Annotated in this window: 25 protein-coding genes; 5 read left to right on the top strand and 20 right to left on the bottom strand. The window is 62.6% G+C overall.

The genetic code is table 11. The features are described 5' to 3' along the window. Nucleotides 1-240: 240 nt before the first annotated feature. From LB556_RS23905 to LB556_RS23885, 5 genes are all read right to left on the bottom strand, one after another. Complete coding sequence (locus LB556_RS23905; RefSeq protein ID WP_224570163.1) at nt 241-1,425, bottom strand: NnrS family protein; 1,185 nt, start codon at nt 1,423-1,425, stop codon at nt 241-243. Nucleotides 1,426-1,791: 366 nt separating this feature from the next. Then, entirely contained in the window at nt 1,792-2,253 is a 462-nt protein-coding gene (locus tag LB556_RS23900; protein WP_224570064.1) for an SRPBCC family protein, read from the bottom strand. Between the two features lie 89 nt (nt 2,254-2,342). Continuing rightward, nucleotides 2,343-2,597 carry a hypothetical protein gene (locus tag LB556_RS23895; RefSeq protein WP_224570063.1) on the bottom strand — a complete coding sequence of 85 codons (255 nt, stop codon included), beginning with the start codon at nt 2,595-2,597 and terminating at the stop codon, nt 2,343-2,345. A gap of 1 nt (nt 2,598) precedes the next feature. Beyond that, nucleotides 2,599-2,934 (bottom strand): metal-sulfur cluster assembly factor, encoded by a 336-nt coding sequence (locus LB556_RS23890; RefSeq protein ID WP_411908611.1) that lies wholly within the window; start codon nt 2,932-2,934, stop codon nt 2,599-2,601. A 64-nt stretch (nt 2,935-2,998) separates the two neighbouring features. Then, nucleotides 2,999-3,256, bottom strand: a complete 258-nt coding sequence (locus LB556_RS23885; RefSeq protein WP_140892518.1) for a DUF2249 domain-containing protein — start codon at nt 3,254-3,256, stop codon at nt 2,999-3,001. Between the two features lie 255 nt (nt 3,257-3,511). On the opposite strand from LB556_RS23885, the gene LB556_RS23880 reads away from it, so the two are divergent. The 3 genes from LB556_RS23880 (at nt 3,512) to fdxA (ending at nt 4,940) form a co-directional block, all read left to right on the top strand. After that, entirely contained in the window at nt 3,512-3,940 is a 429-nt protein-coding gene (locus LB556_RS23880) for an RrF2 family transcriptional regulator (protein WP_224570061.1), read from the top strand. 328 nt (nt 3,941-4,268) lie between these two features. Continuing rightward, nucleotides 4,269-4,505 carry a hypothetical protein gene (locus LB556_RS23875; protein ID WP_224570060.1) on the top strand — a complete coding sequence of 79 codons (237 nt, stop codon included), beginning with the start codon at nt 4,269-4,271 and terminating at the stop codon, nt 4,503-4,505. Nucleotides 4,506-4,598: 93 nt separating this feature from the next. Then, nucleotides 4,599-4,940, top strand: coding sequence for a ferredoxin FdxA (fdxA, locus tag LB556_RS23870; RefSeq protein ID WP_140892514.1), 342 nt, complete (start codon nt 4,599-4,601; stop codon nt 4,938-4,940). Here fdxA and LB556_RS31715 read toward each other — a convergent pair. From LB556_RS31715 to LB556_RS23855, 5 genes are all read right to left on the bottom strand, one after another. Then, a complete protein-coding gene (locus tag LB556_RS31715) occupies nt 4,912-5,382 on the bottom strand; it encodes a UbiD family decarboxylase domain-containing protein (RefSeq protein WP_140892512.1) in 471 nt (156 codons plus the stop codon). The genes fdxA and LB556_RS31715 overlap by 29 nt on opposite strands. 32 nt (nt 5,383-5,414) lie before the next feature. Continuing rightward, on the bottom strand, nt 5,415-5,564 hold the full coding sequence (locus LB556_RS32075) for a UbiD family decarboxylase domain-containing protein (RefSeq protein ID WP_411908609.1): 150 nt from the start codon (nt 5,562-5,564) through the stop codon (nt 5,415-5,417). A 33-nt stretch (nt 5,565-5,597) separates the two neighbouring features. After that, on the bottom strand, nt 5,598-5,807 hold the full coding sequence (locus tag LB556_RS32070; protein WP_411908610.1) for a hypothetical protein: 210 nt from the start codon (nt 5,805-5,807) through the stop codon (nt 5,598-5,600). A 240-nt stretch (nt 5,808-6,047) separates the two neighbouring features. Continuing rightward, on the bottom strand, nt 6,048-6,317 hold the full coding sequence (locus tag LB556_RS23860) for a hypothetical protein (RefSeq protein WP_224570059.1): 270 nt from the start codon (nt 6,315-6,317) through the stop codon (nt 6,048-6,050). 406 nt (nt 6,318-6,723) lie between these two features. Further along, the gene (locus LB556_RS23855) at nt 6,724-7,080 is read right to left on the bottom strand and encodes an FAD:protein FMN transferase (RefSeq protein ID WP_224570058.1); all 357 of its coding nucleotides are present in this window, start codon (nt 7,078-7,080) and stop codon (nt 6,724-6,726) included. Nucleotides 7,081-7,163: 83 nt separating this feature from the next. On the opposite strand from LB556_RS23855, the gene LB556_RS23850 reads away from it, so the two are divergent. After that, nucleotides 7,164-7,859 carry a Crp/Fnr family transcriptional regulator gene (locus tag LB556_RS23850; RefSeq protein WP_224570162.1) on the top strand — a complete coding sequence of 232 codons (696 nt, stop codon included), beginning with the start codon at nt 7,164-7,166 and terminating at the stop codon, nt 7,857-7,859. 5 nt (nt 7,860-7,864) lie between these two features. Here the strand turns inward: LB556_RS23850 and LB556_RS23845 are convergent, their stop codons facing one another. The 10 genes from LB556_RS23845 to LB556_RS23800 all read right to left on the bottom strand — a co-directional run bounded on the left by LB556_RS23845 (nt 7,865) and on the right by LB556_RS23800 (nt 19,560). Further along, the gene (locus tag LB556_RS23845; RefSeq protein WP_411908608.1) at nt 7,865-8,098 is read right to left on the bottom strand and encodes a DUF1858 domain-containing protein; all 234 of its coding nucleotides are present in this window, start codon (nt 8,096-8,098) and stop codon (nt 7,865-7,867) included. Between the two features lie 85 nt (nt 8,099-8,183). Further along, nucleotides 8,184-8,708 carry a DUF2249 domain-containing protein gene (locus tag LB556_RS23840; RefSeq protein ID WP_224570057.1) on the bottom strand — a complete coding sequence of 175 codons (525 nt, stop codon included), beginning with the start codon at nt 8,706-8,708 and terminating at the stop codon, nt 8,184-8,186. After that, on the bottom strand, nt 8,705-10,093 hold the full coding sequence (locus LB556_RS23835) for a hypothetical protein (protein ID WP_224570056.1): 1,389 nt from the start codon (nt 10,091-10,093) through the stop codon (nt 8,705-8,707). The genes LB556_RS23840 and LB556_RS23835 overlap by 4 nt, the downstream gene beginning before the upstream one ends. Before the next feature lie 620 nt (nt 10,094-10,713). Next, on the bottom strand, nt 10,714-11,775 hold the full coding sequence (locus tag LB556_RS23830; RefSeq protein ID WP_224570055.1) for an FAD:protein FMN transferase: 1,062 nt from the start codon (nt 11,773-11,775) through the stop codon (nt 10,714-10,716). Next, a complete protein-coding gene (locus tag LB556_RS23825) occupies nt 11,772-12,347 on the bottom strand; it encodes a nitrous oxide reductase accessory protein NosL (RefSeq protein ID WP_224570054.1) in 576 nt (191 codons plus the stop codon). Before LB556_RS23825 ends, LB556_RS23830 begins: the two co-directional genes overlap by 4 nt. Continuing rightward, a complete protein-coding gene (locus LB556_RS23820; RefSeq protein ID WP_140892497.1) occupies nt 12,344-13,174 on the bottom strand; it encodes an ABC transporter permease in 831 nt (276 codons plus the stop codon). Before LB556_RS23820 ends, LB556_RS23825 begins: the two co-directional genes overlap by 4 nt. Then, entirely contained in the window at nt 13,171-14,079 is a 909-nt protein-coding gene (locus LB556_RS23815; RefSeq protein ID WP_224570053.1) for an ABC transporter ATP-binding protein, read from the bottom strand. Before LB556_RS23815 ends, LB556_RS23820 begins: the two co-directional genes overlap by 4 nt. Continuing rightward, on the bottom strand, nt 14,076-15,350 hold the full coding sequence (locus tag LB556_RS23810; RefSeq protein ID WP_224570052.1) for a nitrous oxide reductase family maturation protein NosD: 1,275 nt from the start codon (nt 15,348-15,350) through the stop codon (nt 14,076-14,078). Before LB556_RS23810 ends, LB556_RS23815 begins: the two co-directional genes overlap by 4 nt. Beyond that, nucleotides 15,347-17,269: a TAT-dependent nitrous-oxide reductase gene (gene nosZ, locus LB556_RS23805; protein ID WP_140892492.1), complete on the bottom strand. Its 1,923-nt coding sequence runs from the start codon at nt 17,267-17,269 to the stop codon at nt 15,347-15,349. The genes LB556_RS23810 and nosZ overlap by 4 nt, the downstream gene beginning before the upstream one ends. Further along, nucleotides 17,266-19,560, bottom strand: a complete 2,295-nt coding sequence (locus LB556_RS23800) for a NosR/NirI family protein (RefSeq protein ID WP_224570051.1) — start codon at nt 19,558-19,560, stop codon at nt 17,266-17,268. The genes nosZ and LB556_RS23800 overlap by 4 nt, the downstream gene beginning before the upstream one ends. Before the next feature lie 229 nt (nt 19,561-19,789). Between LB556_RS23800 and LB556_RS23795 the strand changes: the two genes are divergently transcribed. After that, entirely contained in the window at nt 19,790-20,641 is an 852-nt protein-coding gene (locus tag LB556_RS23795) for a ferritin-like domain-containing protein (protein WP_224570050.1), read from the top strand. Nucleotides 20,642-20,662: the final 21 nt, after the last annotated feature.

Below are 20,662 nucleotides of genomic sequence, written 5' to 3'. Positions count from 1 at the left end.
ATCCGGAAGCCTCGTCCTTGTGGTTTCGACACGCCGGACGTCCGGCCCCTGCTCCAAATATTTCCACGAGAACGAGCTAGGCATGCCGATTTGGATTCCAGCCACTCGAAGGTAACACCGGAAGATGGCGGCGGTAATCAATCCCGGTAGCAGAAGCTAGTGTCCGGATCGGCGGGCCTGTTTGTCGAAACGCAAACAATTACGAGAATGTTTTGCGAGACGGATGCTTTGCCAAACCCGCTAACGCGAGCGCAACCGCGGGCGAACGAGCATGCCTCCGAAAACCATCACATAGCCCAGGAAAGCGGCTGCCCATGCGGCGCCAGAGAGATAGACAAGCACCTCGTGACCCGACGCAAAGGCCGCGGCGATCCGCAGAGCCGCCGCGAGCAAGATTGCCACGTAGACCGAGCACGTTCCGGAAGTCGCCTGTAACTGGCGCCCCGTGTGCCCCAAAGTGGAGCGGGTCATGACTGCGATGGTCATGCACGCAACCGCACCCACCCCGAAAGCGTGTGCGCCCGCGGCTGTCGGGACCATCTCCGGAGTGATGGCAGCCAGACCGGACAGCAGAAGGCCGGCTGGCACGAAAATGAAGGAGAGATGCAATATCAATACCAGTGGGTCGCGCAAGGTGCGGTCTCCGGCCCAACGCAGGAGCCGTATCGCATTGAGCACTGCGGCCACAATCAGCAACAGGCCGGTCCCCGTCTCCATGGGAAATAGAGTCCAAACCGCGAGCGCTATCGCCGAAACTATGATCGTCACCGTATCGAACCGGCCGAACGGGGCCGGCAGGCGTCCCGGATTCTCGCGGACCAGCCAGTTGCGGGTGAAGCTCGGGATGATTCGGCCACCTATGATCATGATTAGGACGATCGCGGCGCCGATCGCGAGCCGGCGGCTTATGTCCGAAATGCCGTTGAAATGCGCTTCGATATGAAACGCCACGTTCGAAGCAAAGAGGACTGTTACCGGCGCCAGTACCTTCAGGTTCCGCCAGTTCCGGCCGGCGACGATCTCGATGCCAGCGGCCGTAATGACGGCAAGCAGGAATGTGCAATCCAGCGCCGCGGCGGCCTGCCAGCCGATCAGGGCCGAGAAGAACACCGCAATCCGTCCGGCAAGCCAGGTAACGACGAGCGCCAGCAGAGGGACCCCTTGCACGGGCAGCCTCCCGGTCCAGTTTGGAATCGCCGTCAGCAGGAAACCGGTCACGATGGCCGCGAGGTAGCCGAACAGCATTTCGTGAATGTGCCAGTCCACGGGCGCGAAGGTGCTCAAGGTCGCCAGCCGGCCGTAGAACAGCGGCAGCCAGAACAGAACCGCGCCGCCCGCGTAGAATGAGCCGAGCAGGAAGAATGGCCTGAAACCGTAGGAAAGTATCGCCGGATATCTTCCCTGCTGTGTGCGTGGGATTGCCATGCTGGCACCTCCAAGGTCATGCGAAGGGCGACTTTCGAAATCGGCCCGCTCCTTCAATGCTGAGTGCTGTTGCGATATCTTTTAGCTTCGGCATCATTCGCAAACTTTGCCGCAGCGCAAACAATCCGGGGATCGAGAAAACCGAAGCGCGGTCGGCTTCCTGCCGACTGCCCTCCTGACATTGTTGCAGCTGGAATGATCGATCTCGCCCCCTCCTCGGCTTCGGTTCGGCCCAATGTCGGAGAGCTGCTCCGCGGCAAGGCCGGGAGGAGGCTTATCGTGTGTGGGCATGGATGGTGGGAAATGATCATGCGTGGAGTCGATGCCATTACTCCGGCAGTAATTCCTTGTAGGCGCGCCTAGCCTTCAAAAAAAATCTACGGGAAAGCCAATCGGGACGCCCTCAAGCGCCGCACCCAACATCTCAAGATGGGCATCAAAGCCAGCACATGCCTTGGCGATATCTTCTCCCGCGGGTAGCCGCAGGGTCATCACGAGCTGCGTTCCGTCCGCGGTCGCGGTCAGCTCCCAACGCAGCGGTCGCTTGGGTTCATCGCCACTGCTCCATGAGTACTCAAGCAGCCGTGGCGGATCCAATTGAAGCACGGTACTCTTGATCGTCCGTCCGCTTTCTGCGAAGTCGATATGAACCACGCCGCCGGCCCGCAGCTCGATAGAGCCGGGCGCGAGCCACTGCGCAAGCGCCTTGGGCGCGGTAAGCATATGCCAAATTGCATTTCTATCATGTCCGATAAGCCGATCGAGCCGTGCTTCAAAACCGTCGCCAACGCGCCTGACTTGGCCTACCTGAACGACACTTTCACCCATTGAACTCCCCTGTTGCTGATTTCCGGTGTGGCTGGCATAGATCGCCCGGAGGCGTTGGCACCGCTGGATGCCGCTCGCGACGACCACCTCTACCGCTCGTCCAAGCGCACCTGTCCGCTCAACCGGTGCAGGAGCGCGTTGAATTTCCGCCATTGGGCGGGGTGAGCTTGACGCAGCACGGCACAGGCCTTGCCGGCCGCGCGGCAGGCGGCATCGGCTTGTCCGGCCTTCGCCAGGATCTCGAGACTGGCGACCAGAAGGTCCGCCAGTCCAGCCACGTGATTGTCGTCGCCACCGGGATGCGCAAAGTCGCGCTCGGTTGTGCTGGTCCGGCCGGCGCCCATGTCACCACTCCCCGCTGTCTGTAATGCCAAGGTGCTGTTTGGCAGTCGCGCTCATCTTCTGTGGCGACCAGGGCGGTTCATAGGTCAGGGTGACGTCGACGAATTCGACGCCGGGAACGCTCCAGGCGGCGTCGCGTGCCCCCTCCTTCAGGTAGTTGGTGGCGGGGCAGCCGCGCGTCGTGGTGGTCATCACGATGTTGACGACGCCGCCGTCGTTGACCAGGACAGCGTAGATCAGCCCCAAGTCGACGATGTTGTAGCCGAGTTCCGGGTCGATCACGAGGCGAAGCGCCTCCTTGACCTTTTCGTCGTCCAGTTGCGATTCCGTCGCGATCATCATACGTCGGCCTCCGCACGTGCCGCCTGCACTGCGAGCGGCACGTTTCGTCTCGATGCCCGTCTCAGGCGGCCTTCAAAAGTCGACCGATCTCGACGCGCCAGACCGCCGGCCCCCTTTCGAGATAGGTCCAGGAGAACTGCTTCGGATGCTCCGCCTCGAGCTGGTAGTAGAGGGGCTTGGGGTCATGGTCGTTGATCAGGACGAACTTTCCGCCTGGCACAAGCTGATCGACAAGCTCGAAGATCTTCTGGTGCCTCTGCATCGGCACCAGGGTGCGGACATCTATTTCGTTGATCTCTGCGTCTGTCGTGTGCGCCATTGGATTGTTTCCTTCGATAGCGATGATGAGCGGCGTATCCGGCCCGTCGCGGGCCGCCGCCGTAGGAACGCAATTTGCGTTGCGTCTCCGGTCGTGGATATTCGACGCTAAAAGATACATTGTCAATGTATGTTTTAGCGTCCGCCACCGCCAATAGCGTTAAAATTGGCAGGCCTTGCAAAACATACATCTCATAGCATCTTTATGCCTTTGGATCGCGAGGGTGGCGTCTACGGTTCGCCAAGAGGGCTTTGAATGCGACTGACCGACTTCTCCGACTATTCCCTGCGCTTGCTCATGTACGCGGCGGCCAAGGGTGACCGGCTAATCACTATCGAGGAAACTGCTCAGGTTTACGGGATTTCGCGTGCGCATCTTATGAAGGTGGCCAACCAACTGACTCGCGCCGGCTTCCTGAAGGCGGTGCGCGGCCGATCCGGAGGACTAGCGCTCGCCAGGAAACCGGAGCGGATCAGACTTGGCGATGTGCTGCGGGCAACGGAGCCCGATTTCGCGCTGGTCGAGTGCTTCAGAAGCGACAACAACTGCCTGATCACTCCGAATTGCCGCCTGCGCGGCATGCTGAAGGAGGCGCTCGCCGCTTTCTCGGGAACGCTTGACCGTTACACTTTGGCCGACCTTTTGCTCAGTCCCGAGGATTTCGGCATCCAGCCGGCGGCATAGCGGTCGTCGGCAAAGACGCTTCACCTCGTCGCATCCAGCCCACTTGCCGATCCGTTTTCACAAAGATATATTGCAGATGTATCTTTTAGGAGCGCAACCTTGGTGACCGACTCGTCCTTTTCCCGCCGGGCACTGCATGTCCTGCGCGGCCTGTTGCAAGTCCGCGCACTGCCAACGGCGGCCCTGTCACGCCAGGAGCGGCTTAGCCTGATCTTCTCTGCCATCGAGCGATGTGGAGCCGATTGCCCGGCGTGCGTCATCTGGGCGCTGGAGCAGGACAGGTATCAGGCCGCGTCGGATTTTCGGAGTTAACCAAAAGGAGACTCTCATGCTGAGCAATTCCCACGATTTCATCCGGCCCGCGGATGAAGCCGAGCGTGCTTATCTCGAATCCCTAGTTCGAGTGGACTACGATCGAAGTCATCCCGGTGAGACCTTCGACGACATGAAGCGTCGTTGCTCGTTTTCCAGGGAAGACCAGGGCCTGTACCGTGACTGGCTCGCCGCCGCCGCGATGCGGGCCGAGGGTGCCCGTGCGTCGGAGCCGACATCGATCGCCGCCTGAGGCCTCGGCTACTGGGCGATATGGGAACCGCGCGAACGGCAACAGCCCGAAACTGGGCGCGCAGCCGCGCCGCGCATCGAAGAAGCGGACAACATGGCCTACGTCGTCACCGACAACTGCATCAAATGCAAATACATGGATTGCGTGGAAGTGTGCCCGGTAGACTGCTTCTACGAGGGCGAGAACATGCTCGTCATACACCCCGACGAGTGCATCGATTGCGGCGTCTGCGTCCCCGAATGTCCGGCGGAGGCGATCTTCCCCGACACGGACCCTTCCGCCGCTCCGGCCTGGCTTGCGCTCAATCATCAATATGCGTCGTCGTGGCCCAACGTAACGCGCAAGAAAATCCCGCCTGGCGACGCAGACGCCTGGAACGGGGTGCCCGGAAAGTTCGACGCCCATTTCAGCGGCAAGCCCGGTGAGGGCGAGTGATCTGGCGCCCTTTCCCTAACCATGCCCGGCTGCGATGCGGACAAAATGGACCTCCGCCGTCCAATCGGGCAACGGTAGCCGGAACGGCCCGCCGCGCCGATTTCAGTGCTCGCGGCGAACAGACGCCGCCAATCTCGTCATAGCAGGCACAACCGCCTCGCGGCATCGCCTCCCCGTCCTCGAGCGCTTTGTCGAGGGGAGAAACCGTACCTTCCAGAACGATCTCGGTGCTTGTCGGCACATTCAGCATGATCTCCCTGCACGGTGCCATCCTCACGCGCCGGTCACTGATCATGCCCGACCACGCAAGTTCCGATACGCCTTTTGGCGCCGGCATCACCGAGGCGAGCAGCGTCGCCGGGTCGGCTCCGATCACCGCCGCCACGGGCATCTCCAGTCCCCTCGCCTGCGAGATCTTATGATGCGCCGCGCCGTCGCGCATCGGCAGCCAGCGTACGATGTGACGACGACCGGCTAATAGGTGATGAGCGGCCCGGCGTCGCCCGGCCAGCAGGTCTGGACGGGCAGGAGCGAGAAGTCCGGCTCGGCTTCGCTCCACTCCTTAGGCGCCGCAACGATCTTCGGCCTCGTCTGAAACGCCCTGTGGGCGGCCGGCAGCATCATCCGGACCTGCTGCAGGTTTTGCGGCGGTTGCGGCTAACGCATCCACGCCAGAAGTTCGCAGAGCGCGAAGTCCCTCCATATCGGTGCCCAAGCCCCACGCGACGCGCCGGGCCGTGCCAAAAGGATGGCGACCACAGGCAGGCCCGACAAGGCGCCGCGCTGGTCCAGCGCCTGCGTCAGTCGCAGACCCGGACCGCCGGCAGCGATCACCCGCCGATGAATCTCGGTAATCTCAAGCCGCATTGAGACCGATGCCGAGATAGTGTTCAGGTCCCCTTTGCTCTCCAGATAGGACACGTACGAACCACGAGTTGGAAACAGGGGAAGGCTGCGATCATGCATAGAAGGGGTCCAGCGCCAGCTCACCCGCCGGCGTCTTTCCGATGCCATGGCCGGTCGATCAAGACGTTGACATTGCGACAAGAGAGCGTCGGAAAGCGGCGGCTTCAAAGCCGCGCACGGTCGATATGGGCGACAGTTAGCTCACTCGTGCGTCCGGCTGCACTCCTTGAGAAATCCGGCATTCGGACAGAATTCGAGGACGGCGCAAGGATCGTCCTGTTCCAGCCGCTGGCTGCACTGGCGCTGCAACAGGCAAGCGAGGCAGATGTCGCGCGCATTCGCGATCGCCGTCCCACCCGATTTGCGGGCTGCAAGGGCAGGATCGATTTCCAGCCGCTCCAGGACGAGATCCATCTGGGCGAACTGTCGCCAGACCTTTGCGGTCTGCGGCCAGTGTTCATCAGACCGCACGATGGCCTCCATGCGCCGGATCGAACTTAGTAGGCGGAGCCTATTCGAAAGCAGCCCTCGATGGCATGTGTCCTGTCGCCGCGCCTGCCAGGGCACAGGCGCGGCCAACCTCTTGTCCTTCGCAGGTCATTCGCGCTCGTATTTGATCCGGAGCAAACTTTCTCCCGCACAGCCCCGCCTATTGTGGCGCGTCCGCGATGGACCGAAGAAAGTCAGCTTGCCAGCGTTTGCCCGCCGCCTTCTGCCGCCGATTTCCGGCCTGCCGCTCGGGCCATTGCTGTCGTTGCGCTCGCGTTGAGACGGTGACCAAGCCTGTTCGAACGGCTGGGCGAGCACCGCGTAGCGCGCTTCCTGAATCGACCCGACCGACCTTTCGTTCGCCCTTTGCGTGGTTCTGGAGGGCGCGTCATCCGCCGTGCGCAGTCACCGACAAGCGGTTCAGCGCCTTGCGACGTGGATAGGCGTCCCACAGCGGATCGAAAGCGCCGCCGTTGAGCATCCAGACCTCGCGGCTCCGCTGCAGTATGTCCACCAGTTCTCGCGGCGGCGCGGCGAGGAAGCGCTGCCGGTTGAGCAGCGTGAGGTCTGAATCCTCGCGGTAGAGGCTAAAGATGCGCTCCAGCAGACGCACCTCCGCCATCACCATCTCCGCCAACCCCTCAGTTGCGTCGTGCCACATCTTTGAAGCAGCACAACATATTTTCGCGACCATTGGAGAGAGGTTGAACCCGATCACGCTGGGCGTGGGAAAGCGCCGCAGCATGGACCACTTGCGGCAAAAGCCATTCGCGTGACATGGTGCGGACCGAAAAACCTATCAAACTGGCAGAAAAGCCGAGAAACATTATGAGTTGTCTCGACCGCTCGCTGATCGTCGGTCTGGCGCCGTTCGAGGGCCTGAACCCGGCTGAACTCGACCGCATGATCGGCCAGGCGCGCTCGCTGCGCATTGCGAAGGATAAGGCGGTCTTCGAACAGGAGCAGGATGCGCATTCCTTCTTCCTGTTGCTGGATGGCCATGTCCGGGTCATCAAGACGACGCCCGAAGGCGAGGAAGTCGCCGTTCGCTACATCACTCCTGGCGAACTAATGGGCATCGCCAGTGCCCTTGGCCGGACCACCTATCCGGCCAGCGCCGTCGCCGTCGTCGACTGCGTGGTGCTGGCGTGGCCCAGCGGCCTCTGGTCGGAATTCGCCTCCGCTTTTCCAAGCTTCGGCGCCAATACGTACCGGACGGTCGGTAACCGGCTGCAAGATGCCCATACGCGCGTGATCGAAATGTCAACGGAGCAGGTCGACCAGCGGGTGGCTCATGCCCTGCTCAAACTGGTGAACCAGTCCGGAAGGCGAACCGACGAAGGTCTCCTGATTGACTTTCCGCTGTCCCGCCAAGACATCGCGGAAATGACCGGAACGACCTTGCATACTGTCAGCCGTCTTATGACTGCCTGGGAGGAAAAGGGCTTGGTCAGAAGCGGGCGCCAGAAGGTGATCGTCGTGGAGCCTCATCGTCTGCTGATGCTTGCCGAAAGCCGGGTGTAGAGAATTTAGGCGGTGTTGATTCCGCTTTTGGAAGACGCCGCGGCTTCCAGCGCATGGCGCAACGCCACTTCATCCAATTTGTGCTCTCGTGCAGCGTCCGAAACTGTGTGGAAGGATGCGATCGGACAGCCAACGCAAAGCATTCCGTTGCGAATGACCACGCGGATGGTTTGCGGCCACCTGCGCATGATCTCGTCCATGGTCGTATCGTCATCGAATGGAGATTCCATCTTCGCCATCCACTTGCCAAGTGATCATACAAAAGAAGGGCAGAGAGTTTGGTTACGCATCGGCAAATCCGGCGCGGCGACCCGCGTTCGCCGCTCAGCCTCGCCGGATCACCACGCGATAGTGTCCTTCGGGCTCCAACGCGCCACGCCAGAGATGACCGCGCGTCTTCAGTTCCTCAAACAGGAAAATCGGCTCGCGCGGCAGGAGCGCCGCCAGCGTCTGGCCCGGCGACAGCGCCTCGACCCCTTCCAGTGTCCGAACCATCGGCTCGGGCGGATCGAGATCACGGTTGTCCAATTCGGCGACGGGTGCCGGCCAGGTCTCATTCGCGGCGCCGATCTTGTCGGGCGCAGCCTCCGCTTCCGCAACCGCACCACGCGATTGCCCGCCCGCCGGCGTGAAGATCACCTCCCAGTCGCCATCGCCAATCTCGCGTGCTGACGACTCGAAGCCACGACTGCCCAAGACGTGGAACAGGGGGATCGGCTTGAAGGTGGCAAGCAGCCGCAGCCCCTGGCCAGGAGCGAGCGCGGCGACCGCCCCCATGATGGCACTAAAGGGTTCCCCGCCTTCCCGGAGAATCTGGCGAACGTCGAGTTCGTAGTCAGGATTGGTCATTGCGGTCTCCATTTGTCTGAATTCAACGGCAGCCTGGGCAGGAAAAGGCGCGGCCGCGACGCCCCTTCGGGCAGGCGTCTGCCGTCCGGCACGTTGGCGAGACGGCGCGCCAGGACGAGTTCGACGACAATGGCCAGCGTCGCAAGCAGCGTCACGGCGGCTGCGGCACGAAACAAGCCAGGCTGGTCGACGAGCAAGGACTCCGTGCCGGCCAGCACTCCGAGGAAATAAAGTGCGAACCAGATCCAGCCGCGCCGCTCCTTGACCAGGTCCTGCACGCGTGGCGTCGGCTTCTTGCCCATGACCGGACCGTAACATTCCAGCCAAGTCAGGAACGGTACGATCTTATAGAGCTGCGAAAGCCCGAGGCCAGACAGCCAGCCGAAGGCGACGAGATAGAGCAGCGCACCGATGTGTTGGTCCAGCGTTCCGGTCGCGAGAAGGCCAAGCAGCAGAACAGCCGACAGCGCGAGCGCAAGGAAGGCACCTTGGGCTGCACGGCTGTTCAACTCGATGATGCGGCGCTTTCGGTGACGGTAGAAGAAGGCGAGATCGAAGCCGTAGAGGATGAGGCAAGCCATCCCGAATAGCACAGCCAGCACCGTTGCCGGGCTTGTTGCATCGGGAAGCCCCGTCTTTAACAGAACGGCGGCAATCGGCGGGGTCAGCGCCGTCAGGAGCAGCGCGGCGACCCCGCCCCACCAGACCGCCCGGCTGCTGGCACGCTCCCGGTCCGGCGACAGCATAAACATCGGCAAAAGCCGATAGGAGACGCCGACCGCGGTGAAACTCAGCCATCCGCCAAGACCCATGGCAATATGGACGGGAAGCGCTTGCGTTCGGAAGTCGATCTCGGCCAGCGCAGGCAGGAAGCCCGAAAACAGCAGCGCGAACAGCGCACCCAGGATGGCCGTGACGAGGACACACGGGAGGCCCACGGCGACGAAACGCGCTGGAAGCGGCAGGCCGGCACCCCACAGCGTGGCGCCGAGCACGCCGACGACCAGCAGGAAGCCGGCGGGCAGAAGCGTGCCAGCGAGGGCAAGCAAGGATATGCCCGTCTCGAAGACGCCCGCCAGTTGCAGGAACCCCGCCAGAAGAAGGGTGAGCCCGGCCAAAAGACATATCATGGCTGGCAACACCAGCCGCTCCCAGCGCAGCGGCCGTGCGACAAGCACCGGGACGAATTGAAACAGGGCGCCACACATCAGCAGGCTGAGCCAGCCGATAGCCACCATATGCACAAGGACCAGCGTTTCGGGCGCTTCCGCTGCCATCGCCGGGAAGCCGTAACCGGCGACCATCAGCATCTGAGCGCCGACAAGAAAACTCAACGCTGCGGTGAAATACGACATACTCCAGCGCGAAAGCGCAGTGCCCATCATGGCCATTTCCTCGCAGCGCTCTCCAGACTCGGGGGCGCACCAAAACCGTCGAAACTTCGCCAGGGGCGTTCCAGTGAGCAGGCTTTGACACCATCAGCCATAGGAGCCTCCTCTTGAACGCCGCGCCAAAAATATCTGAATGAAAGTTACCCTGCCCGGGCTCGCCGGACTTTGTCCAAGCGCAAACTTGTTCGCGAGCGGAGCACCTGCTGTTCGATGTCCGGCCAGGACGCCGGCATGCTGGCGAAGCACCCTTTCCTCCACCGGCGACCAAAGGCGCTCGGCAATGCGCTCTGGACGAAATTGAATGGGAGTTCGCGGCGCGGGATGCTCTGGTCAACGGCGACGAGGTGGAACCGTGGTGCGTCCTCACGAATTCTTGGAGAATTCCCTGTGAACCAGCGCTGGGTCCGGATGCCGAATGGCATTCAACGTCCTTGATTTCATTATAGGCACCAAGGTTATTATACGATGCCGATTTGCAGCCTGCCCGGGTGGATCTTGCCCGATCGGTACAAGCAACATCGAACACAGCATGGAACTGCGCCACCAAAGGTCGAGCGACCTGCTGCCGGCTTGGCTGCAGCGACGAATGTCGCTGCATGATGCCCCACCTTAGCCTAGGCGCTTCGGTCGATAACACGCCCGTCAGGGAGCACGAAATAGGCCTGCGTCGCTCCAGCGTCGGCGAGAACAGAGGAGGCGCGATCAATCGGCATCACGGAAAAGGCGGTTGAAAGCGCGTCGGCGCAAGTCGCCGTCGGCGCAACGACCGAGACGCTGAGATAGCGCTTTGCGCACAAGCCCGTCGCAGGATCGAAGATGTGATTGAACCTTCCGGCTGCATCGAATTCAGTGCCATAGCCGCCTGACGTGGAGATGGCCTGGTTGTCGAGAGCAAGTGTCGCAACGAAGCGATCCTCGGCACGTGGATCCCTTATCCCGACCGACCAGGGCCGGCCCGCCGGATGAGCGTCGAGCGCACGCGTCTCTCCCATGTCGACCAAGGTGTGCGTGACCCCGCGAGCACGCAAAAGCTCAGCGACGCGATCGGTGATGTAGCCTTGCGCGATGCCGTTCAGGGTAAGCGCCATGCCTGATTGCTCGAACGCCACCTTCCCGACGTCAACCATCACTCGCTGACAGCCGCATTTGCCCACGGCGGTTCCAAGGTCGGCCGGTGACGGACCGTTCGGATCCGCTCCAGCCATGCTGAAATGCTTCGCATAGAGCGCCCAGAGCGGCTGCACCGTCGGGTCGAAGGCGCCGCCGGTCGCGCGAGCATAGCGCTCGCTCATTGCCAGAAGTTCGATGAGTTCCTGCGGCGGATCGATCAGTTCGCCGTCGCGGTTCAACCGGGAAAGCGCGGAGGTCTCATCGTAGAGGCTGAACACGCGCTCAAGTCGACGCACCTCGGCGAGCGCATCTGCGATCAAGCGCTCGGCCTCCGCGGCATCAGCATGATATAATTGCAGCGAGGCGTCGGCGCCAAGTGCGACACCGCGCCATTCATGGAACAGCGGTGAGGCTCGACTCGGCCGCGCGAACCCTCCCCCGAGCGCCGCAAGGCTCAGGCCGGCCGCTGCACCACTGATACGGATAAAGCGGCGCCGGCTTATCCAGCCTGTCGGTTTGCCTTCCGGTTTCGTTGCGCTGCGTGAGATTGTCGAAGGTCCCGTCATTGTTTCACCGCTTGCTTAGGCATTGGCTTCGTCGGCCGAACATCAGCGTCGCCATCGCTTTCGTCGGCGTCCAGGATGTATTTTTCCGAGATATCATTGAAGCGGGAAACCGTTCCGCCGTGCGTCTCGGCGAATGACCGAGCAGCCTTTTCATCGGAAAAGGGTACCGCTTCCTTACCGCCCATGCCGGCGCCGTAGTCACTGCCGATTGCATACCAGGCATCGTGCGCCTCGACCCATGCTCCCGCCTCCGGGCGGTCCCAATTCCTGGCCTTCGCCATGTCGTTGACATAGATGGCGACGACATCCTTCGATTCCCCGGGAAGCATCGTAAAGGCGACGGCGTCGCGAACGGACGCGAACCAGACCGGCTCGGACTTGCCGGCAAGGAAGGCCTGCGCCTTCGGGCCGCCGTGCTCGAGTATGCCCATTGAACAGAAGTAGGCGACCGAGGTGGCCGTCGGCTCCTGCGGCGGCGGTTGGGGCTGGCCGGCGATGTCCTGGTTGCAGCCGGCGAGAAGAATGGAGAGGAGAGCGGCGACTAGGGGCCCGAGAAGTGTTGCGCGCATCATGGCTCCTTCCTTGAAAAGACGAAGGCGGCGAAGGCGAGAGGAACCGCCACCCAGGCCCCCAGCGCCGCCAGCAGCACGGCGCGACCGAACTGCATTTGCTCGGCAAGGCCGGCCATCCCGGCGAACAAGCTGGTTTTCGACAACCCGGCAAGATTGAGCAGCCGGAAGATGTCGGCGGGATCGAGGAGGAGCAGCCAATTGAAGGCAGCGGCGCTGATCGTCCTGCCCTGATCCGCGACAAGCAGCCCAAGGAGCGCCATGTCGTAGAGAAGGACCAGAACCAGCCAGATGCCGATGGCAAGGCCCGCCGCGGTCGCGCGCTCGCGCACGGTCGCACTGATTAAGTATCCAAGCGCAAGGAAGACCGCGCCGAGCAGAACGGACGAGCCGACCATTCGCGCGAAGCTTGCCAGGCTGTCGGCATCGAACTCGCCGGCCGCAAGGGCCAGAGCGACGCCGGCGGCGCCGTATCCGAGCACGGTCGCCACCGTCAGGATCGAGAGGTGCCCGAGGAACTTGCCGAAAAGCACCTGCCAGCGCGACAGCGGATAGGAAAGGAGAAGCAGCAGCGTCCCGCGATCTCGTTCCCCCACGATCGCATCATGGGAAAGGAGGAGTGCAATGAGCGGGACTAGGAAAATCGTCAAGCTCGACAGGCTGACGACCGTGACATCGAGCGGGCTTGCGCCGACCACACCCGTGGGAGCGCTGCCGAGAAATGCGAGGGTCAGCGCCAGGCCAGCCATCAGCAGGACAGCGCCAAGGGCCCAGCGGTTTCGGAGGCCGTCGCGTATCTCTCGGCCGGCAATCGTTGCTATGGCATTCATTCGGCGGCCTCCCGTGTAAGCTCATCGCAAAGATCGACCAATGTCGGCGACATCACTTCGATGTCGGAGACGCCTTCCAGCAGCGACACGCTGCGGATCGCCTCGACCTTGCCATCGTCGGCGCAGGTGAACTCGAAGCGCAGATCGTCGAGCCACTGCACGGTGCGCCGCGCGGTGAATTCCCGCGCCGCATTCCCGTCGGTTACGTGGACCCGTATCCGAAGCGGTAGGTCCGCCAGGCGACGAAGTTCCGGAAGCGCGCCGCATGCGACCATGCGGCCGGCCTTCATGATCGCGACGCGATCCGCCTGCTCGATGTCGCTGAGCGCATGCGAGGAAAGCAGCAGCGTCGCGCCGGCGTCGCGCAACTCCGCCATTACGTCGTAGAACATCTGCCGCGACTCGATGTCGAGACCGGTCGTCGGCTCGTCGAGAAAGAGGACGCGCGGTTCGCCGAGTAGCGCCTGCGCCAGTCCGAGTCGCTGGCGCATGCCCTTCGAATAGGTGCCTACGCGGCGGCGCGACGCGGCAACGAGCCCCACGCGTTCCAAGAGCTGGTCGGCGACGCCGAGCGGTACTTGCTTGAGACGCGCGTAGAAACGCAGCACTTCGCGGCCCGTCATTGCCGGAGAAAAGGCTACGTTCTCAGGAAGGAAGCCGATCCTGCGCCGGAATGCCATGGCCTGGCGCCCTGCCGGGTTCTCGCCGAGCAGCGTGACACGCCCTGCGGTCGGCGTGAGCAGGCCGAGGGCCATCTTGACCAGTGTGCTCTTGCCGGCTCCATTGTGCCCGACTACGGCAACGCACTCGCCGGGGGCAACCGAGAGGTCCACGTCGTGCACGACGTAGGCATCTCCGTATCGCTTGGACACGCCCTGCATGAAGATCGTCGGCGACGTGGTCATGGCTTCACCTCCAGCGCAGGCGGGATGGGCGCCATCAGCGGCGCGCTGTCGATGACGCCGCCCGGATGGAGCGCGGGGAATTCCGCTTGTGCCCACCGGATCACCTGAACGGCCGGGCTGTTGATGAGGAGTTTGGCCGTCGGGTAAGTCCACACGACCTTGTCGAAGATGTCGTTCGGGCGGTAAGCGGTATCGGCGATGCCGTCGCCATTCAGGTCGAATGCCGGATCGTCGCTCCAGTAGTTGCCGCGTCCCTCCGCCGACCAGTCGAGCGACCGAGTTCCCACATACACGACCTGCGACCGGTTATGGACGAAGGCATTGCCGGTCATTCGGTTGCGCTCAGAACCCGCCGTGAAATGGATGCCGACCGCGCAATCCTCGAACCAGTTGCCGGCGAACAGGTTCTTGTTGGCGTTGTAGATGAAGACGCACTGGTCGCTTCGCCGGACCATATTGTCTTCGATGTCTGCGTCGTTGGCGTAGTTCAGCAGAAGGCCGTGATCGCGATCGTCTTCAGACAGGTTGCGGAGGATCACCAGGCGGCTCGAATACATGATGACATAGCCGTCGTGGTTATTGCGTGAGACGTTGTCGCTGACCTCGCTGTCGTTCGTGTACATGTAGTGGACCGCGAAGCGGACGTTCTCGATACGGTTGCCGCGGAAGACGTTGTTGCGGCTGGCATTGGTGAAAATGCCGTCGCGTCCGCCTGTGATGTAGTTGCCGATCACCTGCGCCCCCGGCGCGTTCCAGACGTAGACGCCGTTGCCGAGTTCGTTGATCCTGAGGTCGGTCCGCCCGACGATCCGATTGTTCCGAACGACGGCCTTGGCGGCTCCGTGAATATAGACTCCGACCAGGCTGCTCTCGATCCGGTTATTCTCGACAATTGCGCGCGCGGCGCTGTCTTCAAGGAAGACCGCTGCGTCCATGGGATCGTCGATGCCTGAATTGCGTATCGTGAGGCCTCGAGTGACAACGTCGGGGGCGGCCACATCGATGGTTCGGCCCATACCCTGCCCGTCGAGCACGGCGCCAAGCTCGGCCTCGATGGTGAGAGCGTGGTCGATCCGGATCGGGCCCTGATGCACGCCGGCGGCGAGCTTAAGCGTATCGCCGGTGTGTGACGCGGCAATGGCCTGCCGAAGACCGTCACCGCCCGCAGGGACAGTGACGGTTTCTGCCCGCCCTGCCCCTGGGAGGAGGAAGGCGCAGGCGGCGACTATGGCCGCCGCAACTGCGCTCCAGCTATGCCGACGCAGGCTCATGCCGGCTGCGGCTCCACGATCATGCGCCCGGCCATTTCCATGTGCAGGGCATGGCAGAACCACTGACAATAGTACCAGTGGACACCGGGACGGTCCGCGATGAAGGTCACGGACGCGGTCGCCTGCGGTCCGATCTCCATCGCGATTCCGTGGCGGACCAAGGTGAAGCCGTGGGTCAAGTCCTCGACGTCATCCATGTTGGTCACGGTGATGGTGACCTCGTCACCCTGCTTCACAGTGAATTTGTCGAGGCTGTAGGCCGGCGCGACGGAGTGCATGTAGACGCGCACCTTGTTGCCGTCGCGGATGACATCGGCGGCCTCCTCGAGCTTGACGCCGTCCTTCGCCGCCTGCTGCCGCGCTTCCTCCCACATCGGGTCGTCGCGCTTCCACACGGTCTCCGGCCTTACCTTCGAGCGATGGACAAGGCAGATGTCGTGCGGCTCCGCGAAGCTCGGCCCGTCATGGACCAGGCGCATCTGGTCGCCCGAGATGTCGATCAGCTGATCATTCTCCGGATGCAGCGGCCCCACCGGCAGGAAGCGGTCCTTGGAGAATTTGTTGAGCGACACCAGCCACTTGCCGTCAGCCTCCTTGGTTTCACCCATAGAGGTGTGGTTGTGGCCCGGCTGATAGTGCACGTCGAGCTTCTGGATGATCGGGTCGACCTTGGCGCCGCCGTAAGCCTGGATCGCTTTGTCGAGGTTCCACTTGACGACCTGGCTGTCGAGGAACAGCGTGGTGTAGGCGTTGCCCTTCCCGTCGAATGCGGTGTGGAGCGGCCCGAGACCTAGCTCCGGCTCGGCAACGACGACGTCGCGAGGCTTGATCTTATCGTCGAACAGGTCGTCGAAGCGGCGCACGTCGAGAAGCGTCACGGTCGGCGAGAGCTTGCCGGCGATAGCGACATGGATGCCGTCGGGCGCCGTATTGCAGCCGTGGGGATTGTTTCCGGCCGGGACATAGCGCGTGTAGCGCGAGCCATGCCGCCCGTCGACCACCGGGACGCCGTTGATCTCCTTGTAGTCGCCTTTCTTGACCGCATCTTCGATGCGCTTGAGGTTGAAGAGCACCACCCAGTCGCGGTCCGCGGAGGTCATGTCGGCGAGCGTCACGCCGCGTTCAGAGTTGTAGCAGGTCGAGAACGCGTATTTGCCCTGGTAGTCGGCGTCGGTATTGTCGAGATTGCCGTCGACCAGCACCTGCCAGGCGACCTTCATTGTATCGCCGTCGATCGCCGTGAAGACCGACCAGTACTGCTTGGGATCGTCAAGGACCTTGCCGTCGTTCGGGATCGGGATGATGTGCTCGCTGTTGGCGAACACGTAGCCGGTCCGCGGAAACTTCTGAACGCGCAGTCCGTGAATGTCGGATGCGTTCGGAACCTCGACGATCTTGTCGCACTTCATCACGTCGCAACGGATGCGCCCGACGCGGCAATTGGCCTTGTCGTTGACGAACAGATAGCGTCCGTCATAGGTGCCGTCCGTGAATGACATGTGCGGGTGATGCAGGTCGCCATTGGGGTAGACGCCGCCGCGCTTGGCGAGGAACGCCTGCGTGGTGGGCATTAGGCCCTCCGTCATGATCTTTCGGCTCTCGTTCGTGATCCCCCAGCCAGTGGCGCTGCAGCGATTGAAGACAGGAATGCGGGTGAGTTCGCGCATTGAGGGCAGCCCGATGATACGCACCTCGCCGGATTGGCCGCTTGAGCTGAAGCCGTAGTATTCATCGAGGTCGCCGGGGCGGATCTCGCTTGTCGCCTCCTTTGCCTGAGCGGGCCTGGGGAGTACGGCAATGCCAACGGCGCCGCCGGCGGCCGCGCTGGCCAGGCCGGCCAGTATGGCAGCCTTGCCGCTTCCGGTCAGAAGTTTGCGGCGGCTTACTCCCGAATCCTCTAGCCTATCGTCGTCTTTCATTGGTTCTCTCCTTCTGTTGACGCGGCCTCGCTGGCCGCAGGCTTCCGTTCCACGGATGGTTCGCGACCGTTGACGGTCACCAAGACCCTTGGCTTGCGCTTAGGCTCCGGCTGCATCGACGGCGACTGCAGCGCCAGGAACTTCTCACGCTTGATGCGCTTCTGGATCACCACCGGACAGCGCTGGTCGTCGTGGTAGAGCACCTGGCAGTTGAGGCACTGGATGCATTCGTTGGGATTGATCGTCCCCTCTGGGTGGATCGCCTGGACGGGACAATCATTGGCGCAGCGCTGGCAGGGCGAGCCGCATTCCTTGTAACGCTTTAGCCAATCGAACATGCGCACACGGGCGGGAATAGCCAACGCGCCGCCGAGCGGGCAAAGGTAACGGCAGTAGAAGCGTTCGATGAAGAGGCCAGGCGCAAGACAGCCGACGGCGAACAGGAGGAACCACCACTCGCGCGCGAAATGCAGGATGATCGCAGTCTTGAAGGGCTCCACCTCGGCCGCTTCCTCGGCGAGACCGAGCGAGCCGAAGGAAAGACCGAACAAGGCAAGGAAGATGATGTATTTGAACGGCCACAGGCGCTGATTGAGCCAGAATGGCACGCGGACTTGCGGAATATGGGCCCAGCGTGCCAGCCGGTTCGTCCACTCCTGCAGCGCGCCGAACGGACAGAGCCAGCCGCAATAGGCGCCGCGTCCCCAGAACAGCAGCGCAGCGGCGACCGCGGACCATAGGATGAAGATCAGCGGGTCGCGCAGGAAATAGTCCCACCGGAAGTCGCCGCGCAGCGAGTTGAAGAATGTGAGGATATTCACGACCGAGAGTTGCGCGTGCTCGTACCAGCCGAGCCAGAGAAGCGTGAAGGCAAGGTAGCCCAGCCGGATGCGCTCGTAGGCACGCGGCCATTTCACGAGGAAATCCTGGAAAAAGAAGATACCGGTAAGCACTCCTATCGCAACGAGCATAATGGCAACGTCGAACATCCGCGCCCGCCACATCCGCTGCCAGAGCGGCGGCTCGTCGTCCGCAGCTGCCGCCAGTTGCGTGGCTACCTGCCCCGGCGCGGCCGCCACTGGCGGCGCAACAGGCGCGGTCAGGAACTTGTCGGGGGTTAGGTAGTCGAGCCCCGTTGTGACGAACGCCTTGTCGAGCGCACCGGTCGCCCGTTGCACGAGAAGCTGGAACCGCCATGACGCGCCGGGATCGAGATTCGAACCGTCGGGCGTGAGGAAGACGCCGATCTCGGGAAAGTCCGGCACGCCTTCGGCAGCCACCGCGCCAATCCGCCTATAGTTGCGATCGCGGAACCTTATGGTGCTCTCGAGCTGGATCAGCTCGATTCGATCGAAGATGCCGCCGCGCACATAACCGGAGCCGCGGAAGGAATATGGTCCGTCGCCGGCGACGAGGATCGCCTGCTGGCCGGGCTTCAGATCCTGGCGAAGGCGATCATATTCGGCGCCACCGAGCAGAGATCGGCCGATCGCCGGAACGCTTACCAGCGCAACGTAGACGTCGATGAAGGAGGCATTCGGGTTCCCTGCCTGGGGGCGCGCGATCGCCGCAGCATTGCCCGTCCGCTGAAACAAGTCGTCGAGTTCTTTGTTGGTGATCGCAAGCTTGCGGACCGATCCGTCGTCGAGCAGGGCTTGCCAGGTTTCGACTGTGCTCTTGGTCTGATTGATTGTGCGGTGGGCCGTTTGAGGAGCGGTATTCGCTGCCCCGGCGCCTAGTCTGCGCGACCGCGCGATTTTGACCGCCGACTGCGTCATGCTGTCGGCGATGACCATCATCGTGACCGTTGCGCCGCTGACGATGTCGACAGGCATGCGGCTCTCGTCGCTTGGATCAAGAACACGCCGGCCGATGAAACCGTCGATATAATGCTCGATCTTGGCCAAAGGAATGCCGACCAGAACGATCGGCTCGTGGTGCTCGACGAGCTTCGCGCCGGTGATCTTGCCGTCGAGATCAATCCCGACCACGATGTTGATGGGCTTCCCGGAGTAGCCGGTCGAATCGACGACGTCGCCTGTGAGGAAGGCGTAGCCAACGAGCTGACCGCCCTTGAGCAGCTTTGCCGCAGGGGGATTGCCCTCGACGTCGCCGAAACCATCGGCGTCAGGATCGATGTTGGACACATTGACCCCGCTCAGGAATTCGCCGAGTCGCCCCGCTGCCCTTGCCTCGTCAGCTAGCCATAGAATGGATAGGAGCAGGAGAAGGATGGCCGCAAGAAGCTGGTGCGGCATCGGTTTCCGCCCGAATTCGATGTATCGTTTCATTATCGCTGCCGGTCGTGGACATCTGAGGCCCAGTCGGCGGTGACCGGGCGGGCCGCTATCCTTGGACCGCGCGCAGGAACCACTCTTTGATCCAGCGCAATGAAAAATCATTTGGGATTGACGTTAATTTGTCCGTCCATCGCAGAGGCGAACATCCATGAGGCGGCTGAACGAAGAACCCAGAGCGCGACCGCGCGATGTCCTTGCACTTCTTGGTCTGGCTATGACCATGGAAGAAGCGTCGGCGCGGCGCTACGCCGAGCTGGCCACGCGTATGGAAAAGCTGGGCGCAATGGAGATGGCGGGCGCTTTCCATGCGCTCATCGAAGAGCAGAGCGACCATATCGAAGAAATCGTCCGCCGTGCCAATCAGTTGACGGGCGCATCGCCGCCGGCACTTGCCGATCCGCGCGGGTTGCCTTCCGAAATCGCCCGATCGTGGGACGAGGCGGAGGCGAGCGCGCTGCTCAGCCCGTACCGGATCCTTGGCGTTGCGGTGGACAACGAGATGCTGGCTTTCGCCTTCTATTCTTATGTCGCAGCGCAAAGCAACGATGCGACAGTCCGGGCGACGGCGGAGTGGCTCGCCGGAAAGGCGCTCGATCACGCGGCAACACTGCGCGCCGAACGGCGTCGCGCCTATCGACGCGAAGGCGCCGGGCGAGCCCGCGACGAGAGGCCGATGCTTGATGCCTCCTCTCTGCCGGAGTTCGTGCGACAGAGTCGACGACTGGAATCGCGTGCCGCAGCCTTCCACCGACGGATTGCTTCACGGCTTGCCGCTTTGGGTGAGGATGCGGCGTCGAAAACGGTCGCCGAGGTTGCCGAGCGGGAGAGCGCGGCCGGGGTTGAAGGCGCCAACGAGACTGATGAGGCAGCGACAGTGGACCTCGCGCAAGCTGCCACGCCGTCGCCGCTTCTGCGCTCGGCGCTCGGTGAGGCCGAACGGCTGCACCAGGCCTATCTCGACCTCGCCGATCACACCCGCGACGAACAGGTGCTGGTCGCCGCCCAACAGGCGGCGGATCGAACCATGCAGAGCCTGGCCGCCATCGCAGCGCGGTGGCACGTGTTCCGCTGATGCTGCGGGCACCAATTCTGG

Origin of the sequence: Mesorhizobium sp. ES1-4 (assembly GCF_020164745.1) — a bacterium.
Classification (GTDB): Bacteria; Pseudomonadota; Alphaproteobacteria; order Rhizobiales; family Rhizobiaceae; genus Mesorhizobium.
This window is presented reverse-complemented; position numbering and strand designations above follow the sequence as displayed.